18 protein-coding genes are annotated in these 21,256 nt (G+C 61.5%); 15 read left to right on the forward strand and 3 right to left on the reverse strand.

Annotated elements, in window-relative coordinates:
• Nucleotides 1-76: 76 nt before the first annotated feature.
• From R4P70_RS11695 to R4P70_RS11740, 10 genes are all read left to right on the forward strand, one after another.
• Nucleotides 77-1,483, forward strand: coding sequence for an MFS transporter (locus tag R4P70_RS11695; RefSeq protein ID WP_317830844.1), 1,407 nt, complete (start codon nucleotides 77-79; stop codon nucleotides 1,481-1,483).
• 96 nt (nucleotides 1,484-1,579) lie between these two features.
• Nucleotides 1,580-3,487, forward strand: a complete 1,908-nt coding sequence (locus tag R4P70_RS11700; RefSeq protein ID WP_134998334.1) for an alkyl/aryl-sulfatase — start codon at nucleotides 1,580-1,582, stop codon at nucleotides 3,485-3,487.
• Nucleotides 3,488-3,504: 17 nt separating this feature from the next.
• Complete coding sequence (locus R4P70_RS11705) at nucleotides 3,505-4,485, forward strand: linear amide C-N hydrolase (protein ID WP_317830846.1); 981 nt, start codon at nucleotides 3,505-3,507, stop codon at nucleotides 4,483-4,485.
• A 105-nt stretch (nucleotides 4,486-4,590) separates the two neighbouring features.
• Nucleotides 4,591-5,922 carry an MFS transporter gene (locus R4P70_RS11710; RefSeq protein ID WP_317830847.1) on the forward strand — a complete coding sequence of 444 codons (1,332 nt, stop codon included), beginning with the start codon at nucleotides 4,591-4,593 and terminating at the stop codon, nucleotides 5,920-5,922.
• 46 nt (nucleotides 5,923-5,968) lie between these two features.
• The gene (locus R4P70_RS11715; protein WP_020906499.1) at nucleotides 5,969-7,162 is read left to right on the forward strand and encodes an anhydro-N-acetylmuramic acid kinase; all 1,194 of its coding nucleotides are present in this window, start codon (nucleotides 5,969-5,971) and stop codon (nucleotides 7,160-7,162) included.
• On the forward strand, nucleotides 7,159-8,034 hold the full coding sequence (locus R4P70_RS11720) for a MurR/RpiR family transcriptional regulator (RefSeq protein ID WP_042950990.1): 876 nt from the start codon (nucleotides 7,159-7,161) through the stop codon (nucleotides 8,032-8,034). Before R4P70_RS11715 ends, R4P70_RS11720 begins: the two co-directional genes overlap by 4 nt.
• Nucleotides 8,035-8,131: 97 nt before the next feature.
• Nucleotides 8,132-9,049 carry an N-acetylmuramic acid 6-phosphate etherase gene (gene murQ / locus R4P70_RS11725; RefSeq protein WP_020968668.1) on the forward strand — a complete coding sequence of 306 codons (918 nt, stop codon included), beginning with the start codon at nucleotides 8,132-8,134 and terminating at the stop codon, nucleotides 9,047-9,049.
• Nucleotides 9,050-9,829 (forward strand): glucosamine-6-phosphate deaminase, encoded by a 780-nt coding sequence (nagB, locus tag R4P70_RS11730; RefSeq protein ID WP_029254646.1) that lies wholly within the window; start codon nucleotides 9,050-9,052, stop codon nucleotides 9,827-9,829.
• 91 nt (nucleotides 9,830-9,920) lie between these two features.
• A complete protein-coding gene (locus tag R4P70_RS11735) occupies nucleotides 9,921-11,336 on the forward strand; it encodes an FAD-dependent oxidoreductase (protein WP_317830848.1) in 1,416 nt (471 codons plus the stop codon).
• A gap of 84 nt (nucleotides 11,337-11,420) precedes the next feature.
• Complete coding sequence (locus tag R4P70_RS11740; protein WP_317830849.1) at nucleotides 11,421-13,718, forward strand: serine/threonine-protein kinase; 2,298 nt, start codon at nucleotides 11,421-11,423, stop codon at nucleotides 13,716-13,718.
• Nucleotides 13,719-13,745: 27 nt separating this feature from the next.
• On the opposite strand, the gene R4P70_RS11745 is transcribed toward R4P70_RS11740, so the two are convergent.
• Nucleotides 13,746-14,054 carry an amphi-Trp domain-containing protein gene (locus R4P70_RS11745; RefSeq protein ID WP_024487387.1) on the reverse strand — a complete coding sequence of 103 codons (309 nt, stop codon included), beginning with the start codon at nucleotides 14,052-14,054 and terminating at the stop codon, nucleotides 13,746-13,748.
• A 73-nt stretch (nucleotides 14,055-14,127) separates the two neighbouring features.
• Between R4P70_RS11745 and R4P70_RS11750 the strand changes: the two genes are divergently transcribed.
• The 4 genes from R4P70_RS11750 to R4P70_RS11765 all read left to right on the forward strand — a co-directional run bounded on the left by R4P70_RS11750 (nucleotide 14,128) and on the right by R4P70_RS11765 (nucleotide 17,832).
• Nucleotides 14,128-14,460, forward strand: a complete 333-nt coding sequence (locus R4P70_RS11750; RefSeq protein ID WP_037119238.1) for a hypothetical protein — start codon at nucleotides 14,128-14,130, stop codon at nucleotides 14,458-14,460.
• A 116-nt stretch (nucleotides 14,461-14,576) separates the two neighbouring features.
• Complete coding sequence (locus R4P70_RS11755) at nucleotides 14,577-15,020, forward strand: Fur family transcriptional regulator (RefSeq protein ID WP_020906505.1); 444 nt, start codon at nucleotides 14,577-14,579, stop codon at nucleotides 15,018-15,020.
• A 36-nt stretch (nucleotides 15,021-15,056) separates the two neighbouring features.
• Nucleotides 15,057-17,279, forward strand: coding sequence for a catalase/peroxidase HPI (katG, locus tag R4P70_RS11760; RefSeq protein WP_211918067.1), 2,223 nt, complete (start codon nucleotides 15,057-15,059; stop codon nucleotides 17,277-17,279).
• A gap of 79 nt (nucleotides 17,280-17,358) precedes the next feature.
• Entirely contained in the window at nucleotides 17,359-17,832 is a 474-nt protein-coding gene (locus R4P70_RS11765; RefSeq protein ID WP_020906507.1) for an NUDIX domain-containing protein, read from the forward strand.
• 17 nt (nucleotides 17,833-17,849) lie between these two features.
• Here R4P70_RS11765 and R4P70_RS11770 read toward each other — a convergent pair whose 3' ends face one another.
• Complete coding sequence (locus tag R4P70_RS11770) at nucleotides 17,850-18,701, reverse strand: universal stress protein (RefSeq protein ID WP_046378072.1); 852 nt, start codon at nucleotides 18,699-18,701, stop codon at nucleotides 17,850-17,852.
• A 233-nt stretch (nucleotides 18,702-18,934) separates the two neighbouring features.
• Nucleotides 18,935-20,677 carry a cytochrome c oxidase subunit I gene (ctaD, locus tag R4P70_RS11775; RefSeq protein WP_047890136.1) on the reverse strand — a complete coding sequence of 581 codons (1,743 nt, stop codon included), beginning with the start codon at nucleotides 20,675-20,677 and terminating at the stop codon, nucleotides 18,935-18,937.
• Nucleotides 20,678-20,875: 198 nt separating this feature from the next.
• On the opposite strand from ctaD, the gene R4P70_RS11780 reads away from it, so the two are divergent.
• A complete protein-coding gene (locus R4P70_RS11780; RefSeq protein ID WP_020906510.1) occupies nucleotides 20,876-21,256 on the forward strand; it encodes a VOC family protein in 381 nt (126 codons plus the stop codon).

Below are 21,256 nucleotides of genomic sequence, written 5' to 3' on the forward strand. Positions count from 1 at the left end.
CGGCTTCGCGGGCCGGGTTGCGACGATCTTTTCGACTGGCGAGCACGGCAGAACACTTCGAGAGATGGAGTCCGAGATGAAACCTTCGAGCGGGATCGACGAACCGAAAGTGATCGGACTTGACGCACGCCGCCGGTGGGGCATTCTGGCCATCTGCTGCACGAGCTTGTTCGTCGTCGGGTTGGACACGACCATCGTCAACGTCGCTCTCCCCGCGATCGGGGAGGGATTCGGCGTCGGAACCGTTGGTCTCGAATGGATCGTCAACGCGTACACACTCGTCTTGGCGAGCTTGCTGATCTCGTCCGGCGCCCTGGCCGACAGGTTCGGTAGAAGGCGGATCTTCCAGATCGGACTGGTCGTTTTCGGGGTGGCGTCGATCGTCTGCGCGCTGGCCCCGTCGGTGGGAGTTCTGATTGCGGCGAGGATCGCGCAGGGAGTCGGTGGGTCGATGCTCAGTCCGGTGGCCCTGGCGGTCGTCGTCAACGTGATGACCGACCCGAAGGAGCGAGCCAAGGCGATCGGCGTGTGGGCTGCGGTCTTCGGTCTGAGCATGGCAGCAGGACCGATAGTCGGCGGAGTCCTCATCGAGAGCTTCGGCTGGAGATCCGTTTTCTGGATCAACGTGCCCGTCATTGCAGTCGTTCTTGTGCTGACCGCGGTGTTCGTACCGCAGTCCCGGGCTGAACAACCTCGACGTCTCGACTTACCGGGGCAGGTGCTTCTGATGGTCGTCGTGGGCGGATCCGTGGCTCTGCTCATCGAAGGCCCACGAATCGGGTGGCTGGCCTCCGGTGCAATCGCGGGTTACGTCGCCGTCGCCGCCGCGCTGGCAGCGTTCGTCCGCGTCGAATCGAGAAAGAGCGAGCCGCTCATGGACCCCTCGCTGTTTCGGCACCGGCCGTTCACCGCGGCAGTCCTCGGCGCGATCGTGGTGTTCGTGGCTCTCAACGCGACGCTGCTTCTGGGCACCTTCTACCTTCAACAGGCGCGTGAAATGACTCCCGCCGCCGCGGGCGCGATGACACTACCGATGGCAGTCGCGGCAACCATCTGTGCGCCGTTGTCGGGGATTCTCGTCGGGCGCTTCGGTGCACGATTGCCGTTGCTGATCGCCGGAAGCTTCACCGCGCTCGGCGGACTGTGCCTGGTCTCTCTCGACAACAGCACAGGCACTTCGACGTTGCTCGTCGCGTACCTGTTCCTCGGTATCGGCTTCGGTTTCTCGAATGCTCCGATCACCAACACCGCCGTCAACGGACTACCGAGATCGCAGGCAGGCCTTGCCGGCGGGATCACCTCCAGTGCAAGGCAGTTCGGCGCTGCTCTCGGTGTGGCGCTGGCCGGCGGCATGATCGCAGGCAGCGCACAATCAGGCATCGCCGAGGCATCGAGAGCGGGTTGGATCCTTGTTGTCGCCTGTGGGCTCGTGGTTCTTGTCATCGCCCTGGCGTCGGGAGGTTCCGAGAAGACGAAGGGGTGAGGAGCGTGAGTTCACCCTGCGCGGGTGATTCCAACGCCGCTGCCGCCGGATAGAGATTATGGGGTATCTGATCGTCGTATCCGAGCGGGGAGAGCCATGTGCCAGACACCTAAGGACGCAACACCGGCCACCGTGGCGGTGAACCGCGAAGCGGTCACGCGGTACGCCATGGATGACCGGCAAGATTTTGTCGACGCGGATCGTGGCTTGATCGCACCGTTGCCTGGCAATGTTCTCGGCGACGACGGGCATGTGGTCTTCGACCCCGAGGCATTGGCGTACATCGGTGACGACGTTCCGGCGCCGGACACCGTCAATCCCAGTTTGTGGCGCCAGAGTCAGGTCATTCGCCGGGGTGGGCTCTACCAGGTGACGGATCGCCTCTACCAGGTGAGAAACAACGACATCGCAAACCTGACGGTCGTCGAGGGTGATGAAGGCCTGATCATCATCGACTGCATGGCGGGAGTCGAATCAGCGCGCCAGGGCATGAAGATGATTCGCGAGCACGTCAGCGACAAGCCGGTTGCCGCGATCATCTACACGCACACCCATATCGACCACTACGGCGGAGTCAAAGGCATCATCGACGTCGAGGACGTTGCGTCGGGAAAGGTGCCGATCATCGCGCCGGGCACGATCGCATCGTTCGACAAGTTCGCAATCGGCGAGAATGTTGTCGCCGGCAATGCCATGGCGAGGCGGTCGTTCTATGCCTTCGGCGGATTGCTCGACCTCGGTCCGAAAGGGGCGGTCTCGTGCGGGATCGGCGTGCTCAGCACCAAAGGCCCTCAGATCTCGTATATTTCCCCCACCGACGGCATCACCGAAACCGGAACGAAGCGAGAAATTGCGGGTCTGGAGTTCGAATTCCTCTATGCACCCGATACCGAGGCTCCGGAGGAGATGCACATCTGGATCCCCGAACTCGCTGCACTGACGTGTGCGGAGAACGCCAATCATTCACTCCACAACATCCAGACCCTGCGCGGTGCGCGTACCCGCGATGCCCGCAATTTCGCGCGATACCTGGACGAGACTTTGGAACGGTGGGGCGACGACGCGGCCGTTCACTACGGACCGCACACCTGGCCGGTGTGGGGGAACGAGAACCTCGTTGGCTTCATCGAATCACAAAGGGATACCTACAAATACATTCACGACCAGGCGCTCCGGCTGGCGAACAAGGGATACACGCCGCTCGAAGCTGCCGAGGTGATCGAGCTACCCGAGGAGCTCGGCCGCAAGTGGCACAACCGCGGTTACCACGGAACTTTGCATCATGACGTGCGTGCCGTGTACACCAAGGAGCTGGGAATGTGGGACGGCGATCCGGTGACGCTTCATCCACATCCACCGGTCGAGTCGGCGAAGAGGTTCGTCGATCTCCTTGGCGCGCAGAAGATCCTGGATGAGGGTAAGCGAGCATTCGACGCCGCGGACTACCGGTGGGCGGCAGAGATCCTGCACAAGTTGGTGTTCGCTCAACCGGAGAACACGGAGGCGAAGAACCTTCAGGCTGACGTCTACGAGCAGATGGGGTATCAAGCCGAGGGACCTCAGTGGCGAGGTATCTACCTTTCGGCAGCGTTGGAATTGCGTGAGGGCTCGCAACCCCCGCCGTACATCACTGCGAGCGAAGACAGCGTCCTCGCGATGCCCATCGATATTTTGTTCGACTTCGTAGCAGTGCATCTCATCGGAGACAAGGCAACTGACGTCGACCTCCACATCGATTTCGTGTTCACCGATCACGACGACGAGACCTGGACGGCCTGGGTCAGGCGCGGCGTCCTCAATGCCCGCCGGGGAGCGGCGTCGAACACACAACTGACGGTGTCCGGGCCGAAAGCTGCACTGATCGGCGCACTTCTGCAACCGGGTGCGGCTGCGGAACTTGCCAAAGCCGGGAAGATTTCGCTCACCGGAGACGAAACGGCGCTGGAGACACTGGGAGGGTTGCTGGATACCTTCGATCCCAGTTTCAATATCGTCACGCCGTGAGGAAGGGATAGTTTTCGATGTGTACACGCTTGGTCTACTTGGGGCCCAACGACACTGTGATCACTGCTCGATCGATGGATTGGAAGGTTGATCTCGGAACCAATCTCTGGGCATTTCCGCGGGGCATGACGCGAGAGGGTTGCGCGGGTCCGAACTCGATTCAGTGGACGTCGAAATACGGAAGTGTTGTCGCAACGGCCTACGACATGTGCACAACCGATGGGGTCAACGAGGCAGGACTGTCTGCAAATCTCTTGTGGTTGGTCGAGTCGGAGTACCCGGCATACGACGGCTCGACTCCGGGTCTGTCCATCGCAGCGTGGGCGCAGTATGTTCTGGATTGTTTTGCGACAGTTCAGGAAGCAGTGGAGGTGTTGGCAGCGGAACCGTTCACCGTCGTGACTGCTGCTGTTCCCGGTGAAGACCGTCTCGCTACCCTTCACATGTCACTCTCGGACGCCAGGGGAGACAGTGCGATCATCGAATACGTCGGTGGACGCGCGACTATTCATCACAGCCGTGAGTACCAGGTGATGACAAATTCTCCGATCTTCGATCAGCAACTCGCGGTCAACGAGTACTGGAAGCAGATCAACGGGACTGTGATGCTGCCCGGAACGAACCGTGCCGCTGACAGATTCGCCCGCGCGTCGTTCTACGTGGATGCGATACCCCAGACGGACGATCCGCGGTCCGCGTTGGCGTCGACGTTCAGTGTTATTCGCAATGTCTCGGTGCCGCTGGGTATTTCGACTCCAGACGAGCCCAACATCTCGTCGACCCGCTGGCGTACGGTGGTCGATCACAAACGCACGCTCTATTTCTTCGAGTCCGCGATGACCCCGAATACGTTCTGGGTGGATGTGGCGTCGATGGATCTCGGGGAGGGGACGCCCGTCCGGAAGCTCGGGCTGGGCCCGAACGAGAGCACGGTCTACTCCGGAGACTCCACCGTCCAGTTCGAACGGGCGGAGGCATTCACGTTCGCAGGAGCGTAGGGATTCGGGGGACCCACGAAAACCCAATTGTGAAACTTCTTGACATTTCTACTTCGTTCAGATGAAACTTTGTTGCATATTCGGGTTTCGTCAACGGAGGACGGCATGGGCATCACAGTGCAGACACGGAACGATGGTGCGCAGCTCAAACGGCGCAGGGCGCTCGTCGCCGGCTCCGTCGGAAATTTCATCGAGTGGTACGAGTTCGGTGTGTACGGGTTCTTCGCGACGATCATCGCGTCGAACTTCTTCAGCGCCGACGGCTCCGGCGACCTCGAAAGCCTGATCAAGACCTACGCGTCGTTTGCGCTCGCCTTCTTCTTCCGCCCAGTGGGGGCAGCACTGTTCGGTCGACTCGGTGACCGCATCGGCCGACGCCCCACCTTGGTGATCGTTCTTCTGCTGATGTCGGGTGCGACGACCCTGATCGGTGTGCTCCCCACCTACGAGAGTGTCGGAATTCTGGCACCGCTGCTCTTGACGGTCCTTCGGATCCTCCAGGGATTGTCGGCCGGAGGCGAGTTCGGCGGCGCGGTGTCGGTGATGACCGAGTTTGCGCCCCCGGGACGACGCGGACTGTACGGGTCGTGGCAATCGTTCACGGTCGCGCTCGGATTGCTCGCCGGTGCCGGAATCGCGGCGCTCCTCGCGACAGCTCTCGACTCCGGTCAGCTCAACGACTGGGGCTGGCGCATCCCGTTCCTCCTTGCACTTCCGATGGGCCTGGTTGCCCTGTGGCTCAGGCTCCGACTCGAAGAAACGCCGTCGTTCGAGCGTGCCCGCGCAGTCCAGTCCGAACCGACAGTTGATGCGGCGACGCCGGTAGCGCAGCCGACGGTCGGCGAGACCGCCAGGGCGATCCTGCTCGGCATCGGTCGGTTGATGGGCTGGTCTGCGGCGGGTTACACGTTCCTCGTCGTGATGCCGACTTATCTTCAGAGTTCACTCAACGCGACATTCCATCAGGCACTGGTTGCTTCGGTACTTGCCAATGCCGGCTTCGCGGTGACGATTCCGCTTGCGGGCGGGCTCAGTGATCGCATCGGGAGACGCGCGGTCATGCTCACCGGCACCGTTTTGATCTTGGTCCTTGCGTTGCCGCTGCTCAACGTCCTGCAGAATGAGCAGACGTCTCTGACCGCCAAGGGATTTGCAGTGTTTGCCGCCGGCGCCGCAGTGGGACTTGTCGCCGGACCCGGACCCGCCATGCTCTCCGAGATGTTCCCCACCTCGGTCCGGTACACCGGATTAGGACTCGCATACTCCCTGTCCAACGCGGTCTTTTCGGGCTGCGCCGGTCTGATAATCACATGGCTGATCAAGGAAACTTCCAATCTCGATATTCCGGCCTACTTCGTGATGGCAACGTGCGCCGTCAGCGCGATCGCTTTGAGTACCTTGCGAGGAAATGCCCACAAGCGGGCACTCGTCGACTGACCGCAGCTTGCCCGAATGCCGAAACGATCCGAGTAAGGGAAATTTCATGAGAGTCATCGGCCTGATGTCCGGTACTTCGTACGACGCTATCGATGCTGCCGCAGCAGATATCCGGATCGACGGGGACACTCTTGTGCTGACCCCACTGGGGATGGTCAGCGAACCATATTCCGGTGAGTTGCGGGCAGCGGTGGCCGCTGCGGTACCGCCTGCGTCCACCACTGTCGGTCAGATCTGCCAACTCGACACCGAGATCGGGCAGGCATTCGCGGCCGTGGCTGCGCGGGCGAACGCGGAACTGTGTGGCGGCAGTGCGGAATTGATCTCCTCACATGGGCAGACGATGTTCCACTGGGTCGAAGGAGCGCAAGTAAAGGGCACTCTCCAACTCGGGCAGCCGGCCTGGATAGCCGAGAAGACCGGATGCACCGTCGTGTCGGACCTGCGCTCTCGCGACGTGGCGACGGGTGGACAGGGTGCACCATTGGTCAGCGCGTTCGACGTATTGTGGCTCAACGGAAGAACTTCGGGTTCCGTCGCGCTCAATCTCGGTGGCATCGCGAACGTCACTGCTCCGGGTGGCGGCGGTACGACGGCAGATGGTCCCGCAGTACCGATTGCCTTCGACACCGGCCCGGCAAATGCGCTGATCGACGCGGCGGTAAGCGAATTCACTGCGGGGGAGCAGTGGTTCGACCTCGGTGGCGCGCTGGGTGCAGCCGGCACGCCGAACGTCGATCTGCTCGCACATCTACTGAGCGAACCGTATTACACGCAGCCCGCTCCCAAGAGCACGGGCAAAGAATTGTTTCATCGGGACTATCTGCTCGCCGCTCTGCGGGGCTACGAGTCGTTGTCTCTGGCAGACATCGTCGCGACTCTGACTGCACTTACGGCCCGGACCGTCGCCGATTCCGTCAAAGCACTCGCGGCCACCGAAGTGGTTGTGTCAGGTGGTGGCACCAAGAATCCGACGTTGATGGCGATGCTCCGTGACGAACTGGGCGACATCGCGCTTGTCTCTTCGGACGAACTCGGAGTCACCTCCGACATCAAGGAAGCATTGGCTTTCGCGGTTCTCGGCTTCCTCACCGCACACGGATTGCCCGGCAGTATTGCGTCGTGCACCGGTGCGCGTCACGCCAGTGTGCTCGGATCTTTGACGCCAGGAAGCCGTGGGCTGCCTAGAATCACATCGGTGCCGTCAGCTCCGAAAACGATGCGAATCGAGGCGTTATGACTTTGGACCGGAGTGCTCCGGCGTCCGTCGACCTGCTTGCTCGTATTCGCGCATCACTGAGCAGCCTCTCACCTGCCGAGCTGCGGATCGCCGAAATCATCGAAGCCGACCCCAGCCTGGCGTCCACACTGACGGTCAACGATCTTGCCGAACGAGCGTCGACAAGCACGGCGACAGTGGTCCGCACAGCCAAAAGGCTCGGATTCGAGGGGTATCCCCAGCTTCGTCTGGCATTGGCGGCCATCAGCGGTTCCGCGTCAAGTGATTCGATTCCACTCGGTGTGGACATCGTTGCCGCCGACTCTGCCAGTGAAGTCATGGCCAAACTCGCCGAGTTCGAATCCGAACAACTCAAGGGCACAGCACAATTGACTGACCCTGTTGCACTCGAAGAAGTGGTGTCGCGGATTCGATCCGCCCGCCGGGTCGAGGTGTACGGCATCGGCGCGTCAGGCATCGTCGCGCAAGACCTCACGTTGAAGCTCTCGCGGATCGACGTCAACTGCCGGGTTCATCTCGACCGAGACGCGGCGATGGTCAGCGCCAGTTTGCTCGGGCCGGACGACATAGCAGTGGGAATCTCGCATTCCGGCGAGACTTCTGATGTGGTCGAACCGCTTGCCCTTGCCCGTCGTACCGGGGCGTCGACGGCCGCGATCACCGGCGGGGCGCGGTCGACGCTCGCTGTGCAGTCACACCACGTTCTACTCACTGCCGGTAGAGAATTCGGTTTCCGGTCGGCAGCAATGGCAAGCCGCACCGGCCAGCTGTTGGTAGTCGACACAATTTTTGCGATGGTCGCGCACTCGCTGCCGAGCGCCCTGTCTGCGCTGCAACGAAGTCATGATGCCATTGCTTCGAAGCGTCACTGACGAGGAGTCGTCGCTGTGATTACTGACGAGGAGTCGTCGCTGTGATTACTGACGAGGAGTCGTCGTAGTGAAATTTGATCGAGGAGGACTCGCCACAATGCAATTGGACATGCTGTCTACCGAGAGACCGAACCCTCTCACCCGCGATCTCGACGTCATGTCGGTGTCGGATCTGCTGACGGTGATGAACCAGCAGGACGCAATCGTGGCCGACGCGGTCGCGGCGGTGTTACCGGCCATCGAAGCCGCAGTCGATTCGATCGTCACCGCTCGGGCACAAGGTGGTCGGCTGATCTACCTGGGAGCTGGGACCAGTGGGCGTCTGGGAGTGCTCGACGCGGTGGAATGCCCTCCGACTTTCGGGACCGATCCAGGTGAGGTGATCGGCATCATCGCCGGTGGCCCGGGAGCGTTTCTGAACGCCGTCGAGGGAGCAGAGGACGATCCGCGAGCGGCTGGGGCCGACCTCGACGCAATCTCGTTGAACGCCACGGACGTCGTGGTGGGTCTGGCGGCGAGTGGTCGTACTCCCTACGTCATCGGGGGACTTGATCATGCCCGCGCACTCGGCGCCGCAACAGTGGCAGTCTCGTGCAACCGAAATGCGGCAATGAGTTCGCACGCCGGAGTGGCCATCGAAGTGGAGACCGGCCCCGAGATCCTCACCGGATCGACGAGGCTCAAGGCCGGGACTGCACAGAAGATGGTGTGCAACATGCTTTCGACGGCAAGCATGGTCCGTTCCGGCAAGGCGTTTCACAACCTGATGGTCGATCTTCGGCCTACCAACGCCAAACTGGTCGATCGTGCAAACCGGATCGTCGCGGCAGCCACCGGAGTGGATACCGAGATCGCTTCGGAGACCATCGAGAATGCCGACGGTCATGTGAAGGCAGCGGTCGTCATGTTGTTGGCCGAATGCGACTTCGCCGAAGCAACCGAATTGTTGGATCGCGCTTCGGGTTCCGTACGCGAAGCCATCGTCGGAGCCGGCAAGAGCAGAGAGGAAGCCTGAATGGAAATCGTCATAGTTCCCAGTCCGGAAGACGGCGGGCGAATCGCTGCCGACATCGTTTGCGGCGCAATCGAAAAAGGAGCGCGGACGCTCGGCCTCGCGACGGGATCGTCACCGCTGCACACGTATCGGGAGCTGATCAAGCGGCATCGAGAATCGGGAGTGTCGTTCGCGGCGATGAGCGCGTATCTTCTCGACGAGTACGTAGGTCTCACGCCCGATCAGCCGCAGTCCTACGCGCACACTATCCGCACGGAACTCGTCGATCACCTCGACATCGACAATGCGCGAGTGTTCAGCCCCGATGGGGGAGCCGCGGATCCCAGTGAAGCTGCACGGCGTTACGACGCTGCCATCGTCGACAACGGTCCCATCGACGTGCAGATTCTCGGCATCGGTCTCAACGGGCACATCGGCTTCAACGAGCCGTCCTCCTCACTCACATCGCGTACCCGAGTGAAGACCTTGACCGAGAGGACCCGCGCCGACAACGCGCGGTTCTTCGCAGATCCAGCCGATGTGCCGCATCACGTGATCACGCAGGGTCTCGGAACCATCAGTGATGCAAAGCATCTTGTGCTGATTGCGGAGGGGGCGCGCAAAGCCCCCGCGGTCCGGGCTGCGATTGAAGGTCCGGTGTCGGCGTTCTGCCCGGCATCGGTACTTCAGTTGCATCCGCACGTGACGGTCGTCGTCGACGAGGCAGCGGCCGGTGAACTCCAACTAGCGGACTTCTACCGCTACACAACCGAGCACAAGCCGGCCGAGCAGGGTTACTGAAAAGCGGGTTACTGAAAAGCGGGTTACTGAAAAGCGGGTTACTGAAAAGCGGACTTGATCTCCAGCGCAGTTGAGGTCCTAGCCTCGGGGCATGATCAACGCTAGAGGTTCAGCGGTATCCCCGCCGGCGGCGCCCCGGATTTTCTCACCACCGCTCAGGGTCGCGATCGTCGGAGCAGGGCCGGCGGGAATCCACGCTGCCGGCGCTCTCGCTGAACTGGCTCCTGGCACCAACATAGACATGTTCGAGCGTCTACCGACGCCGTACGGACTCGTGCGCTACGGTCTCGCCCCAGGGCACGCCGAGTCCGAAAAGTTCGTCGATTCTCTGCACACCGTGCTGGTCGCCAGTGACTTCCGGCTGTTCTGCAACGTAGAGATCGGAAAGGACCTTTCCGTCGAGGACCTACGTTCTTCCTACGACGCGGTGATCATTGCAACCGGTGCGCCGCGGGATGCACTACTCGAAATTCCGGGCGTCGAGCTTCCCGGTTCATTCGGGGCCGCCGATTTTGTCGGTTGGTACAACGATCACCCCGACGCCCCGCAACATTGGCCCATGCACGCCGAGTCGGTGGCAGTGATCGGCGGCGGCAATGTCGCGCTCGATGTCACGCGGATGCTCCTCGTAGAGGCGCAACCGCTGCAGGCCACGGACGTCTCCGACGAAGTTCGGGAAGGGATCGCCGGAAGTCGCGTTCGTGAAGTACACATCTTTGTCCGGCGCGGACCCGCCGACGCTCGCTTCTCCCCGAACGAGTTGCGCGCTCTCGGTGAACTACCCGGCGTAGATGTTGTCGTCGATGCTGCCGATGTCGCGCCGGACCGGCATATCGAGCGGATGACAAAACAGTTGGTGCACACCCGACTGGCAGTCGAGACACTCCGTAGTTTCGCTGGCACTGCGCCTGCCGACCGAACTGCCCAGCGTCGAGTTCACCTGCACTTCTACCGACAGCCCGTGGAGATTCTCGGTAACGGGAAAGTCGAGGCACTCCGCGTCGAGCGGACTGATCCCGACGGCTACGGTCACGTCACCGCTTCGGGTGTCTGTACCGACTATCCGGTTCAAGCTGTGTACCGGGCAATCGGATTCCTCGGCACGCCACTTGCCGGGGTGCCCTTCGATCACGGGCGCGGCATAGTTTCGCACCGGAGCGGCGCGGTGGTCGACGAGAGCGGTCTACCGATCGCGGGCTTGTTCGTGACCGGTTGGATGAAGCGCGGTGCCGCGGGGCTGATCGGTGCGGCGCGGCCAGACGCTCGCCAAACAGTCGAAACGATGCTGCGCCAACTTGATTCGTTCGGCGGGCGTCGGGTAGATCGCAGCCGGATCGAGGAGGTCCTCGCGGCCGGCGATCTGTTGCCCGTCGATTGGGAAGGCTGGCTTCGTATCGACGCCGCCGAGAAGGACCTCGGTGTCGAGCACGGACGTCCACGCGTCAAGATCGGTGACCGCGAAGAACTCGTTCGTATCGGCACGAAGTCGGCAGTTCACGCCGAATAGATTCGCTGGGGTCAGAGGTACCGCCGGGGTTACGCTGAAATGAGTCGCCTCGATTCATCGTGCTCGAGGTGCGGAGCAGAACTCATGAATGAACGTGGTGCGCAGGCCAGTGACGCGACAGTCGCGAGCGGGCCCCTGACCGAACGGGGCACCGTCACCGAGTTGCGGCTGTCCGCACTGCCGGTAGTGCGCGGCGAATCGAACGATGCCGACGGTCTCGGGCGCCTGGTCGGGGACTGGGAGGCGGGACGAACCCCGTCCGACCTGAGTGAATATCTGCCCGATCCAGCCAAGATTCGTCGGGGCGCGCTGATCGAACTGGTCGGAATCGACATGGAGTACCGCTGGCTGAAGAATGACGGTCCGAAACGACTCACGGAGTATTGCGCCGAGTACCCGGAATTGCTCGAAGAGCCACTACCGGCCGAGCTTCTGTACGAGGAGTTCCGGCTGCGGAAGCAGGGCGGGGAGGACGTCGTAGCGGCCGAGTACCTCAGCGAGTTCCCTTTGCAAGCAGAGGGTTTCGAGCGGTTGTTCGACCGTGATTCGATGGCCGGCCGCGAAGACGTGATGATGTTGGGGCTCTCGGGTTTCGACGAGTTCGAGATCGGACAGCGCCTCGATGATTTCGAACTGGTGTTGGAACTCGGGCACGGTGCATTCGCCCGAGTGTTCCTGGCACGGCAACTGTCGATGCAGCGGTGGGTTGCGTTGAAAATCTCGCGCAACGTCGGGGTCGAGCCGCAGACTCTCGCCCAACTCGACCATCCCAACATCGTTCGCGTCTTCGATCAACGGCTGCTCGAGGAACGCGCACTGCGAGTTCTGTTCATGGAATACGTGCCAGGCGGGACCTTGCTCGACGTGGTCAAACTTGTCCGCGTGACACCGCAGGCTCAGCGGTCCGGACAACTACTTCTCGACGCCATCGATCAGACCCTGGCGAAGAAGGGGGAGATGAAACCGAGCGAGACGAGTTTACGTAACGAGATCGCAGCGATGTCGTGGCCGGAGACCGTGGCCTGGATGGGAATGAGACTGGCCGACGCCCTCGAGTACGCGCGTGAGCACGGCGTACTACATCGGGACATCAAGCCGGCGAACGTACTTCTCAGTGTCGAAGGCATTCCCAAACTCGCTGACTTCAACGTCAGTTCGAGCGAGGAGGTCTCGACCGAGGACGCTGCCTGTTTTGTCGGAGGCTCGCTCGCCTACATGTCTCCAGAGCAGTTGGAGGCCTGTGCCGTGGGGTCTCCCGGCACACTCGACACCCGTAGCGACATCTATGCACTCGGTGTGATGCTGTGGGAACTCCTCACCGGGAGTAGGCCTTTCACGGACGACGGCACGGGGGAGAACCCACCGTCGCCCAAGAAGGCGCTCGAGGCACGTCGGCGTGGGGTGGATCCCGCGGCCGAGGCCCGGTTACCGGACGACTGCCCGCCGGCGCTGCGCCGAGTACTGGTGAAGTCTCTTTCGCCCGAGAGAGACGGAAGGTGGTCTGGCGGACGAAAGCTTGCCCGTCAGTTCGCACTGTGTCTGGACCGGTCGGCCCGGAACCTGGTGGACCCACCGGAAGGGAGCCCGCGTTCGACGTTGTGGAAGTGGGCACTGCCGATTCTTCTGGCCGCGATCGGAGTTCCGAATCTCCTGGCGGCGGGCTACAACTACTACTACAACAAGATGCTGATCATCTCGGGACTCTCGCCGCAGGCTCAGCAGCACCTCGAGCAGGTTCATCTGGTCATCGGGGTGGCCGCGTTCTCACTCGGTGCCGCGGCGATCCTGTATTGGTGCCGGCTTGCGCTCACTGTGCCTCACGGACTGCGTCACGGTCAGACGTACAGCGCGGAGGTCTTGAACAAAGCGCGTACCGCGACGCTGAACGTCGGACACCGCGCGGTGGTGATCGCATTCGGTCTGTGGGTCCTGGCCGGTATCGCATATCCAGTTGCGTTGCAGATTGCCGCCGGAGGAATTCCGCAACGAGCATACGTGCACCTGATGTCGTCGCTGGCAGTGTGCGGCGCCGTCGCAGTCGCGTATCCGTTCTTCATCCTGACGTACTACTCGGTTCGATGTCTGTATCCGATCTTGTTGTCACACGGCGAGTTACGAAGCGACGACGGACGCGATATTCGCTCGTTGGGTCGGAGCAGCACGCGTTACCTCGCAGTCGCGGCGTCGGTTCCACTGGTGGGAATCGCGGGACTCAGTTTTGTCGGTTCCGGGGCCGGGGAGGAACTCAACGCAACCGTCCGTGCGCTGTGTCTGGGCGGGATCGCGGGCTTCATCGTTGTGTATCAACTGTTTCGACGGATCGAAAGTGATCTCCGAGCACTGCTGCGCGTTGTGTCTCTCGAGGTGTCGGCGTCTCCGTAGTTGCCTGACAACCGCACCCGGGTTGGCCTATTTGGCAGTGCTCTTGCGCGGTCGGCTGCGACGAACTGCTTTGGTGGGCGGCGGAGACTTCTCTTCTGATTCTTCCTGAGGGTCGTCGCGCCAGTGAATCTCGATTTCTATCTCGACCTCGTTACCGTCGACTTCGATCTCGAGTTCCCACCGAACCTGTTCCGGAACACTGATTTCGATCGAGTCCCCACCCGACCCCAGTTCCACTTCCGATCCACTGGCGAGGGCCTGGCCGAGGGCGATGAGTCGGTCGGCGACTTCCTGCCGTGAGAGTTGTGACTTCCTCTTGATCTCCAATTTGGGCACGATCACTCCTGACCTCGGCGGATTCTCCCCTTCACCGTAGTTGGAACAAACGGAAGATTGTTACCTTTGGACGATGTCGACCCGCTACCACGTCACCTCCGCCTTGAACCGTGCGTCGATCCAGCGGTATGGATTGGACTGGCGCCGAATGGGCTCAGCTCGCGGAATCGCAGGAAGTCTACGAGCAGAGCAGGAGGGATGCTTCCTCGCCAGCGACGAGGGCGAACGGGACTGGTTTGTCAGAATGAACAACACCGGCGGCGCGGTTGACGTATGGGAAGTCGACGGTATCGACGCTGCATCTCTTGTTCAGTCGCCGGAGGGGCACTACTACTTCCCCGGCGTCATCGCCGCCGCTGAACTGCGACTGGCGCAACAAGACCTACCCCCAGTTCATCTCCCATGATTCCCGGGCCCGTTCGTCCTGTTCGGAGCGCTGACGAATCGGTCGGCAAATCCGCGTAGGCGAGGATTTTCGCGAAAGTCTGGGTTCAGTCCAGAAGATTGCGCAATAGTGGAAAGGTGCCTTCGACGCCGGATTATGCAGCCCAACTGCGTAACGCTGAGCTTCGCGTGACTCGTCCCAGAGTCACGGTGCTCGAGGTTGTGCATGCACGCCCACACGCAGCCACCGAGACTGTCTTCGATGCTGTGCGGGCTGTTCTGCCAGGGGTGTCGCGGCAGGCGGTCTACGACGTGTTGCACGCTCTCACCGACGCCGGGCTGATCAGGCGGATCCAACCGTCCGGATCGGTGGCGCTGTACGAGTCTCGCGTCGGTGACAACCACCATCACGTCGTCTGCCGGTCCTGCGGGGTCGTTGCAGATGTCGACTGTGCAGTCGGAGAGGCGCCGTGCTTGACGCCGTCGGCGCACAACGGCTTCGTCCTCGATGAAGCCGAGGTCATCTACTGGGGCCTGTGTGCCGACTGTTCGACAACTCAGAGTTTGCGATCACACCCGTGATCGAAGTCCGTTCTACTCGCTCATGGAGGGATTACCGTGTCCGATAGTTGCCCGGTTGCTCACGATGGAAACACCGCGAGCACCAGCGAAAGTGAAAACCCCGCGATCCCGTCTCCGACACCGACCGGGAATCGTCCGAGAACCAACCGGGACTGGTGGCCGAATCAGCCGGATCTCTCTGTCTTGCATTCACATTCGTCGAAGTCGAATCCCATGGGTGCCGACTTCGACTACGCCCAGGAATTCGCCAAACTCGATGTCGAGGCGCTCAAGCGCGACGTCATCGCGCTGATGACGGCGTCGCAGGATTGGTGGCCGGCCGACTACGGACACTACGGCGGACTCTTCGTGCGTATGAGCTGGCATGCTGCCGGCACCTATCGCATCGCAGACGGCCGCGGCGGTGGCGGTCAGGGCGCTCAGCGTTTCGCCCCGCTCAACAGTTGGCCGGACAACGCCAGCCTCGACAAGGCACGTCGCCTGCTCTGGCCGGTCAAGCAGAAGTATGGAAAGCAGGTTTCCTGGGCCGACCTGCTGGTGTTCGCAGGCAACTGCGCTCTGGAGTCGATGGGGTTCAAGACCTTCGGCTTCGGCTTCGGCCGAGAAGACATCTGGGAGCCCGAGGAGATCTACTGGGGTCCTGAGGACACCTGGCTCGGCGACGAGCGCTACAGCGGAGACCGTGAGCTGTCCGGACCGCTCGGCGCAGTTCAGATGGGCCTGATCTACGTCAATCCCGAAGGACCCAACGGACAACCGGACCCGGTAGCGGCCGCCCGCGACATCCGAGAAACCTTCGCTCGCATGGCGATGAACGACGTGGAAACGGCCGCGCTGATCGCCGGCGGCCACACCTTCGGCAAGACACACGGTGCCGGTCCGGCCGACCTCGTCGGACCCGAACCGGAAGGCGCACCCGTCGAGCAACAGGGACTGGGCTGGAAGAGCGCCTTCGGTACGGGCGTGGGTAAGGACGCGATCACCAGTGGTCTCGAGGTCGTGTGGACTCCCACTCCGACGAAGTGGGACAACACTTTCCTGGAGATTCTGTACGGATACGACTGGGAGCTGACCAAGAGCCCGGCGGGTGCGTGGCAGTGGATCCCGAAGGATGGCGCGGGGGCCGGCACGATCCCGGATCCGTTCGATTCGACGGCCGGACGTACTCCGACGATGCTGACCACCGACCTCTCCCTACGCCTGGATCCGACGTACGAGAAAATCACACGGCGTTGGCTCGATCATCCCGAAGAATTCGCTGAAGAGTTCGCCAAGGCTTGGTACAAGCTCCTGCATCGCGACATGGGACCGGTCACGCGTTACCTGGGACCGTGGGTTCCCGAACCGCAGTTGTGGCAGGACCCGGTTCCCTCGGCCGATGATCAACTGATCGGGGACGCGGACATCGCGATCCTCAAGAGTCGACTTCTCGATTCCGGGCTGTCCGTCTCACAGTTGGTGTCGACCGCGTGGGCGTCGGCTGCGAGCTTCCGCAGCACTGACATGCGCGGCGGCGCCAACGGTGCTCGAATTCGCCTGGAGCCGCAGAAGAACTGGGAAGTCAACGAGCCCGCAGCCCTCTCCGCGGTGCTTCAGACCATCGAGCGAGTTCAGCAGGAATTCAACCAGGCTGGTGGAGCCAAGGTTTCACTTGCCGACCTGATCGTTCTGGGTGGTACAGCGGCAGTCGAGCAGGCCGCGAAGAACGCCGGACAAGACATCACGGTCTCGTTCACGCCGGGACGTACGGATGCAACTCAGGAGCAGACAGACGTCGACTCGTTCGAGGTACTCGAACCCCGGGCCGACGGATTCCGGAACTACCTCAAGGGAGGGGAGAAGATTCCGGCAGAGATTCTGTTGGTCGACCGCGCGTACATGCTGTCGCTGACCCCGCCCGAGGTGACAGTTCTGGTCGGCGGACTTCGCGCGCTGAACGCGAACTTCGGCAAGACCGGCCACGGGGTGTTCACCGACCGTCCCGAGACGTTGACCAACGATTTCTTCGTCAACCTTCTCGACATGGGTACCGAGTGGAAGCCGTCGAAGACGGAAGAGAACGTCTACGACGGGGTTGATCGGGCGACTGGAGATCCGAAGTACACGGCAACTGCGGTCGACCTTGTTTTCGGATCGAATTCGCAACTGCGCGCACTCTCCGAGGTGTACGCCAGCGAAGACGCGAAGCAGAAGTTCGCCGAGGACTTCGCTGCCGCCTGGACCAAGGTGATGGACCTCGACAGGTTCGACGTCAACTGATTCAGCAGATTAGCCGACGGCGCCCCGCGAGCTTTGTTCTCGCGGGGCGCCGCCGTTTCCCGCACGATAGCGTGGTCATGTGGCCGATCAATTTGCGCTGGTACCAGCGGTGTACGTGATGTTTCGTCGAAGCAACCCGGCGCAACGGCCGGAGGTGCTGTTGCAGTTGCGTGAGGGCACCGGTTTCATGGACGGATACTGGGCTCACGCTGCTGCGGGACACGTCGAACTGGGGGAGTCGGCACTCGATGCGGCTGTCAGGGAGGCCGCGGAAGAACTTGGCGTGGAGCTGCTTTCCTCGGAACTGAAGCCACTCACCGTGTTGCATCGCCGACATGCGGAAGGGGTCGACCCGGTGGATCATCGAGTGGACTTCTTCTACGAATGCCGCACGTGGTCGGGTGAACCACGCCGGATGGAGCCGTTGAAATCTGCAGATCTGCGGTGGTGGCCGGTTGACGAACTCCCGGAGAAGTTGGTCGACCACGAGCGTTTCGTGATCGAAGCCCACCACGCCGGTCAGCTCGCACCCATCCACAGTTACGGGTTCTGACCGAGCGAGGATCCAATTCAGGCTTCGCTCGCAACGATGACCGGGCAGTGAGCTTTTCGAATCATTGCACTGCTCGTGGTGCCGAGAGCGGTGTCGTCGAACGAACCTCGGCCGCGCCGGCCCACGACGAGAAGCCGTGCCTCGGTGGAGAGTTGTTCCAGAATGGCAACCGAGGGGCCGTCGTACTCGATCTGTCGGATGGTGACGCCGGGGTAGAGCGTGGCCCAACCTGACAGTTGCCACGTCAGCGGCGTCGAATGCTGGGGCGCGTGCCCGGCTGCGAAGTTTCGACTCAGCTCGGCCTCGGGCGGGGCGGCGTGCACGACGACCAGTTCGGTGCTCGCCGCCTCGGCTTCCTTGAATGCAATGGCCAAAGCGCTTTCGCTGTAGGCGCTTCCGTCCAAACCGACGACAACGGGAAGATCAGCCGTAGCCTGGCTTTCACACGAAGTTCCGACTGTTGCGAATGAACATGCCGGGGCGGGTGCAGTGAGATCGTCCTGTGGTGTGACGATCAACGGGTTGACAATCAAGGCAGCCTCGGACGTCAACGCGGTGAGGATTGCGGTGTTCTCCCCGGAGATCAGATCGGTCCGGATCCGAAGATCTGGCGACACCGACTCTGCGATTTGAATGGCTTCCATGAACAGGCCGGTCGGTGATGCCGAGGTATTCGGATCGCCGGTGTTCGGATCTGCGGAGTTCGGAGCTACGAAAACTATTCGCATCCAGAGACTGTGGCGATGCGCGAACTCGGCCGCCCACGTGATCACGTCGGTGCGCAGCGGGGATCCATCGATGCACACGACGACCGCTCCGTCTGCGGACCACTCCGAGGTGAAGACGTCAGTCGAAAGTTGGGAGGTCATTCCGAGCTCCTCGCGCTATGTCTGTCGAAGGTTCTGCTGAATGCGAACTGGCTTGCAGGACAGTGCCGAACAGCAATCCTGCAACCACTATCGAGCAAGCGGCAGTTGTCAGGGGCAACCACACGAGCGTCGTGACTGCGAACATGAGGAAGAGCAACGGCATCAGGAGATGGCCGGGTTTCGCTCGGCGTTCAACCTGCTGACTTTCTGCCCAAGCTCGATACTTCGTGCCGTCATTCATGTCGTTTCACCTCTGTGCTTACCGTGGAAACCGGCTTGTGACCAAGCAGTCCGACGTGCGCCTCGTCGCGCATCCTCTCGACCATGTGGGGGTAGTGCAGTTCGAATGCAGGCCGCTCACTGCGGATTCGGGGGAGTTCGGTGAAGTTGTGTCGTGGTGGAGGGCAGGACGTCGCCCATTCGAGTGAGTTTCCGAATCCCCAGGGATCGTCGACCGTCACGATCCTGCCGTACCGATAGCTCTTGAAAACGTTCCAGATGAACGGAATCGTCGAGGCTCCGAGCACAAACGCGCCGACGGTCGAGATCGTGTTGAGAAGAGTGAAATTGTCCGACGGCAGGTAATCCGCGTACCGCCGAGGCATACCCTGAGCGCCGAGCCAATGCTGGACGAGAAATGTCGCGTGAAAGCCGATCAGAGTCAACCAGAAATGGATCTTGGCGAGCTTCTCGTCCAACATCCGGCCGGTCATTTTCGGGAACCAGAAATAGATTCCGGCGTATGTCGCGAACGCGATTGTTCCGAAGAGGACGTAGTGGAAATGCGCGACAACAAAGTACGAGTCGGTGACATGAAAGTCCAGGGGCGGGCTTGCGAGAATTACGCCGGAGAGTCCGCCGAACAGGAATGTGACCAGGAAGCCGACGGAGAACAGCATCGGCGACTCGAAAGTCAACTGCCCCTTCCACATCGTGCCGATCCAGTTGAAGAACTTGACTCCGGTGGGAACTGCGATCAAGAAGGTCATGAACGAGAAGTAGGGGAGGAGAACGGCGCCGGTTGCGTACATGTGGTGCGCCCACACAGCGATCGACAGAGCTGCAATTCCCAGTGTTGCGTAGACCAATCCGGTGTATCCGAAGATCGGCTTGCGGCTGAAGACAGGGAAGATCTCGGAGACTATGCCAAAGAACGGAAGCGCCAGAATGTAGACCTCGGGATGGCCGAAGAACCAGAACAGGTGCTGCCACAACATGACTCCACCTGTCGCGGGGTCGAACAAATGCGCTCCCAGGTGCCGGTCCACCCACAGCCCGATCAAGGCAGCAGCGAGCAGCGGAAAAACGAGGAGGATCAGCATGCTGGCGACCAGCGCATTCCACGTGAAGATCGGCATGCGGAACATCGTCATCCCGGGGGCCCGCAGGCAGACGATCGTCGAAACGATGTTGACTGCGCCGAGGATGGTGCCGACGCCGCCGAGAGTAAGCCCGATGATCCACAGGTCGGCACCCATACCGGGGGAGTGGAGTTCGCTGGTGAGTGGCACGTAAGCGGTCCAGCCGAAATCTGCTGCACCACCGGGTGTTACGAACCCGGCGGAGGCGATCAGGCCGCCGAAGAGATACAACCAGTAGCTGAACGCATTGAGCCGCGGGAAACACACGTCCGGCGAGCCGATCTGCAGCGGCATGAGGTAGTTGGCGAATCCGAAGAAGACCGGGGTCGCGTACAGCAAGAGCATGATCGTGCCGTGCATGGTGAACAGCTGGTTGTACTGCTCGTTTGACAGGAATTGCATTCCCGGGACAGTCAATTCCATGCGCATGAGCAGCGCCATCAGTCCGCCGATCAGGAAGAAGGCAAACGATGTCACGATGTACATCAGCCCGATCATCTTGTGATCGGTGGTCCTCAGGATCTCGACCAGTTTCGAACCCTTCGGAGCGGTCCGGGGAGTTGCGCCGAGGTGGATATCGACCTCGTCGACCGGCCGGGGCGCGAGATCAACCACGACGGCCGCCTGTGTGCATCGACGTGACGAAATACCGAGAATTATTGGGCCTGTGGAACATAAACGCAATGATCGCGGCGGCCACGACCTCGGACGAGGGGAAAAGGTCCCGAGGATCGGACAGGGCGGCATGGCGTAGATCACGTGGTCCGGTACGGTCGAAAGACAATTGTCCTTGCGGATGGAAAGCGAGTTGTCATGGCATGTCGTATCAGTGAATTGGTGCTCGGTTGCCGGGATCCTGAGGTTCTGGGGCGGTTCTGGTGCGAGGTCCTGGACTTCGTCGTGCTCGATCGAATGCACGACGGTTCTCTGGAGATCGGCCCGCGCGAAGGGTTCGGCGGTCCGCAGCCGACGATCATCCTCAGTCGCAGAGACGAACCGGAGAAGGGTAAGCCCCGCCTACATATTGACGTCAACGCCACCGACCGCGATCAGGAAGCCGAACTGGAACGCCTATTGGGTCTTGGTGCGCGGCCGGCCGACATCGGCCAGACGGGGCAGGAACAATGGCATGTCCTGGCCGATCCAGAAGGTAACGAGTTCTGCCTGCTCAAGGCCCAACTGGATCCGCTCTGA

This window comes from Rhodococcus sp. IEGM 1241, from assembly GCF_033142365.1.
GTDB lineage: Bacteria > Actinomycetota > Actinomycetes > Mycobacteriales > Mycobacteriaceae > Rhodococcus_F > Rhodococcus_F erythropolis.

Bases quoted from the DNA above. Each gene is read 5' to 3' on its own strand.
- R4P70_RS11705 (WP_317830846.1), top strand. From the start codon at position 3,505: ATGTGTACACGCTTGGTCTACTTGGGGCCCAACGACACTGTGATCACT.
- R4P70_RS11770 (WP_046378072.1), bottom strand. From the start codon at position 18,701: ATGACCTCCCAACTTTCGACTGACGTCTTCACCTCGGAGTGGTCCGCA.
- nagB (WP_029254646.1), top strand. From the start codon at position 9,050: ATGGAAATCGTCATAGTTCCCAGTCCGGAAGACGGCGGGCGAATCGCT.
- R4P70_RS11750 (WP_037119238.1), top strand. From the start codon at position 14,128: ATGTCGACCCGCTACCACGTCACCTCCGCCTTGAACCGTGCGTCGATC.
- R4P70_RS11735 (WP_317830848.1), top strand. From the start codon at position 9,921: ATGATCAACGCTAGAGGTTCAGCGGTATCCCCGCCGGCGGCGCCCCGG.
- R4P70_RS11710 (WP_317830847.1), top strand. From the start codon at position 4,591: ATGGGCATCACAGTGCAGACACGGAACGATGGTGCGCAGCTCAAACGG.
- R4P70_RS11695 (WP_317830844.1), top strand. From the start codon at position 77: ATGAAACCTTCGAGCGGGATCGACGAACCGAAAGTGATCGGACTTGAC.
- R4P70_RS11740 (WP_317830849.1), top strand. From the start codon at position 11,421: ATGAATGAACGTGGTGCGCAGGCCAGTGACGCGACAGTCGCGAGCGGG.
- R4P70_RS11720 (WP_042950990.1), top strand. From the start codon at position 7,159: ATGACTTTGGACCGGAGTGCTCCGGCGTCCGTCGACCTGCTTGCTCGT.
- R4P70_RS11780 (WP_020906510.1), top strand. From the start codon at position 20,876: ATGGCATGTCGTATCAGTGAATTGGTGCTCGGTTGCCGGGATCCTGAG.
- murQ (WP_020968668.1), top strand. From the start codon at position 8,132: ATGCAATTGGACATGCTGTCTACCGAGAGACCGAACCCTCTCACCCGC.
- R4P70_RS11700 (WP_134998334.1), top strand. From the start codon at position 1,580: ATGTGCCAGACACCTAAGGACGCAACACCGGCCACCGTGGCGGTGAAC.
- R4P70_RS11715 (WP_020906499.1), top strand. From the start codon at position 5,969: ATGAGAGTCATCGGCCTGATGTCCGGTACTTCGTACGACGCTATCGAT.